The sequence below is a fragment of the Streptomyces sp. NPDC006529 genome (genome assembly GCF_040611795.1).
Classification (GTDB): domain Bacteria; phylum Actinomycetota; class Actinomycetes; order Streptomycetales; family Streptomycetaceae; genus Streptomyces.
Genome location: NZ_JBEXPB010000113.1, coordinates 1 through 2,920, shown reverse-complemented (window position 1 = coordinate 2,920; position 2,920 = coordinate 1). Strand labels below are relative to the sequence as shown.

Genomic DNA, 2,920 nt, shown 5'->3' with positions numbered 1-2,920 from the left:
ATCGGCCGCCCGGCCGCCGCGGCCTCCGCCACCGAACCGGCCGACGCCCTGAAGGGCCGCCTCGCGGGCCTCCCGGCCGCCGAACGCGACCAGGCCCTGCGCGAGCTGGTCCGCACCCAGGTCGCCGCGGTCCTCGGACACGGCACCCCCGACGACGTCGACGCCGGGCGCGGCTTCCTCGACCTGGGCTTCGACTCCCTCACCGCCGTCGACCTGCGCAACCGGCTCACCGCCGCGTCCGGGCTGCGACTGCCCGTCACGCTGATCTTCGACTACCCGTCCCCCGCGGCCCTCGCCGCGTACATCGGGGAACGGCTCGGCCAGGGAAACCAGGGCCGCCCGCCGGTCCATGCCGAAATCGACAAGCTCGAATCGATCCTCTCGACCGTCGCCCTCGACGACGTCGACCGCACGGGCATCACCGCCCGGCTGCGAGATCTCCTGGCGAAGTGGAATGACACGCACAGTGCAGCACCGGACACCGCCGCCGACGAGCAGGACATTTCGGCCGCCACGGCCGACGAGCTCTTCGACCTCCTCGACGACGAACTCGGCCTGTCCTGACCGCAGGGACCGGACGACCACCCAGACCACTTTGACCACCACTTCGACCACCGGGATGGCGTAAAGACATGGTGAACGAGGAGAAGTACCTCGATTACCTCAAGCGGGCGACGTCCGATCTCCGCGAGGCGCGCCGACGGCTGCGCGAGGTGGAGGAACGCGACCAGGAACCGATCGCGGTCGTCGCGATGAGCTGCCGCTACCCCGGCGGCGTCGACACCCCCGAACGCCTCTGGGAGCTCGTCGCCGCCGGGACGGACGCGGTCACCCCCTACCCCGACGACCGGGGCTGGCCCGCCGAGGTCCTCTACGACCCCGATCCCGAGAGCAGCATCGAGGCGTACGAGAAGGTCGGCGGATTCCTGCACGACGCCCACCACTTCGACCCCGCCTTCTTCGGGATCTCGCCCCGCGAGGCCCTCGCCATGGACCCGCAGCAGCGGCTCCTGCTGGAGACCTCCTGGGAGGCCTTCGAACGCGCCGGGATCGACCCCGTCTCGCTGCGCGGCAGCCGCACCGGCGTCTTCGCCGGCCTCATGTACCACGACTACGCCGCACGCCTGTTCAGCGTCCCGGAGGAGATCGAGGGCTTCCTCGGCAACGGCAGCTCCGGCAGCATCGCCTCCGGCCGGATCTCCTACACCCTCGGCCTCGAAGGCCCCGCCGTCACCGTCGACACGGCCTGCTCCTCCTCGCTCGTCGCCGTCCACCTCGCCGCGCAGGCCCTGCGCAGCGGCGAGTGCGACCTCGCCCTCGCGGGCGGCGTCACCGTCATGGCCACACCGGGAACGTTCACCGAGTTCAGCCGCCACCGCGGCCTGGCGGGCGACGGCCGCTGCAAGTCGTTCGCGGCCGCCGCCGATGGCACCGGCTGGGGCGAGGGCGCGGGCATGCTCGTCCTCGAACGCCTCTCGGCCGCCCGTGCCAACGGCCACCCCGTCCTCGCCGTCATCCGCGGCTCCGCCGTCAATCAGGACGGCGCGAGCAGCGGCCTGACCGCCCCCAACGGCCCCTCCCAGCAGCGCGTCATCCGCGAGGCCCTCGCGGGGGCGCGGCTCTCGGCCGCCCAGATCGACGTCGTGGAGGCCCACGGCACCGGCACCACCCTCGGCGACCCCATCGAGGCCCAGGCGCTGCTGGCCACGTACGGACAGGACCGGCCGCAGGACCGGCCGCTGCTCCTGGGATCGCTGAAGTCCAACATCGGCCACACCCAGGCCGCCGCTGGCGTCGCCGGCATCATCAAGATGGTCATGGCGATGCAGCACGGGATCGTGCCCAGGACCCTGCACGTCGACGAACCCACCCCGAACGTCGACTGGTCCGAGGGCGCCGTCCGGCTGCTCACCGACACCGTGCCGTGGCCGGAGACCGGCGCCCCGCGCCGTGCGGGCGTCTCCTCCTTCGGGATCAGCGGCACCAACGCCCACACCATCATCGAGCAGGCCCCGGCGGAGGGTCCGGCGGCCGCGGAGCCGCAAGCGGCTCCGGCCGCGCCGCCGGTGCCCGTACCGCCGCTGTGGAACCTGTCGGCCAGGACACCGGCCGCCCTGAGGGCCCAGGCCGGGAAGCTCCACGCCCACCTGAGCGCCCACCCCGGCCCGGACGCCACCGACATCGCCGGCTCCCTCGCGAACGGCCGCACCGACTTCGAGCACCGCGCCGTCCTCACGGCCACCGACCGGGCGGGGCTGCTGCGCGGGTTGGAACTGCTCGCAGGGAGCGGCCCGGAGGAGCCCGCACAGGGGGTCACCCGGGGCCGCCCGGTGCCGGGCAAGCTGGCGTTCCTGTTCACGGGGCAGGGCAGTCAGCGGCTCGGGGCGGGGCGTGAGCTGTACGCCGCCTTCCCGGCGTTCGCGGCCGCCTTCGACGCGGTATGCGAGCGGATGAACCTGGAACTGCCGCTGAAGAAGGTGTTGTTCGGGACGGATGCCGCTCTGCTGGACCGTACGGAGTACGCGCAGCCCGCGTTGTTCGCGGTCGAGGTGGCGTTGTTCCGGCTGCTGGAGTCGTGGGGTGTGCGGCCTGACTTCCTCGCCGGTCACTCCGTGGGTGAGATCGCGGCCGCGCATGTGGCGGGTGTGTTCTCGCTGGAGGATGCGTGTGCGCTGGTCGCCGCTCGCGGGCGTCTGATGCAGGCGTTGCCTTCGGGTGGGGTGATGGTGGGGGTGCAGGCGTCGGAGGCCGAGGTCCTGCCGATGCTGAACGGGCGGGTGAGCATCGCCGCCGTCAACGGGCCTGCGTCGGTCGTGATCTCGGGCGACGAGGATGCCGTGCTGGCGGTGGTGGCTTCGTTCGCCGGCCGCAAGGCGAAGAGGCTGACGGTCAGTCATGCCTTCCACTCGGCGCACATGGA

The 2,920-nt window shown here is 72.5% G+C and carries 2 protein-coding genes; both read left to right on the top strand.

The features are described from left to right. On the top strand, window positions 1-564 hold a 564-nt coding region (locus ABZY31_RS31145; RefSeq protein WP_356417032.1), incomplete at its 5' end, for an acyl carrier protein. A gap of 68 nt (window positions 565-632) precedes the next feature. Continuing rightward, window positions 633-2,920: type I polyketide synthase (locus ABZY31_RS31140; protein WP_356417030.1), on the top strand; the 2,288-nt coding region annotated here is incomplete at its 3' end.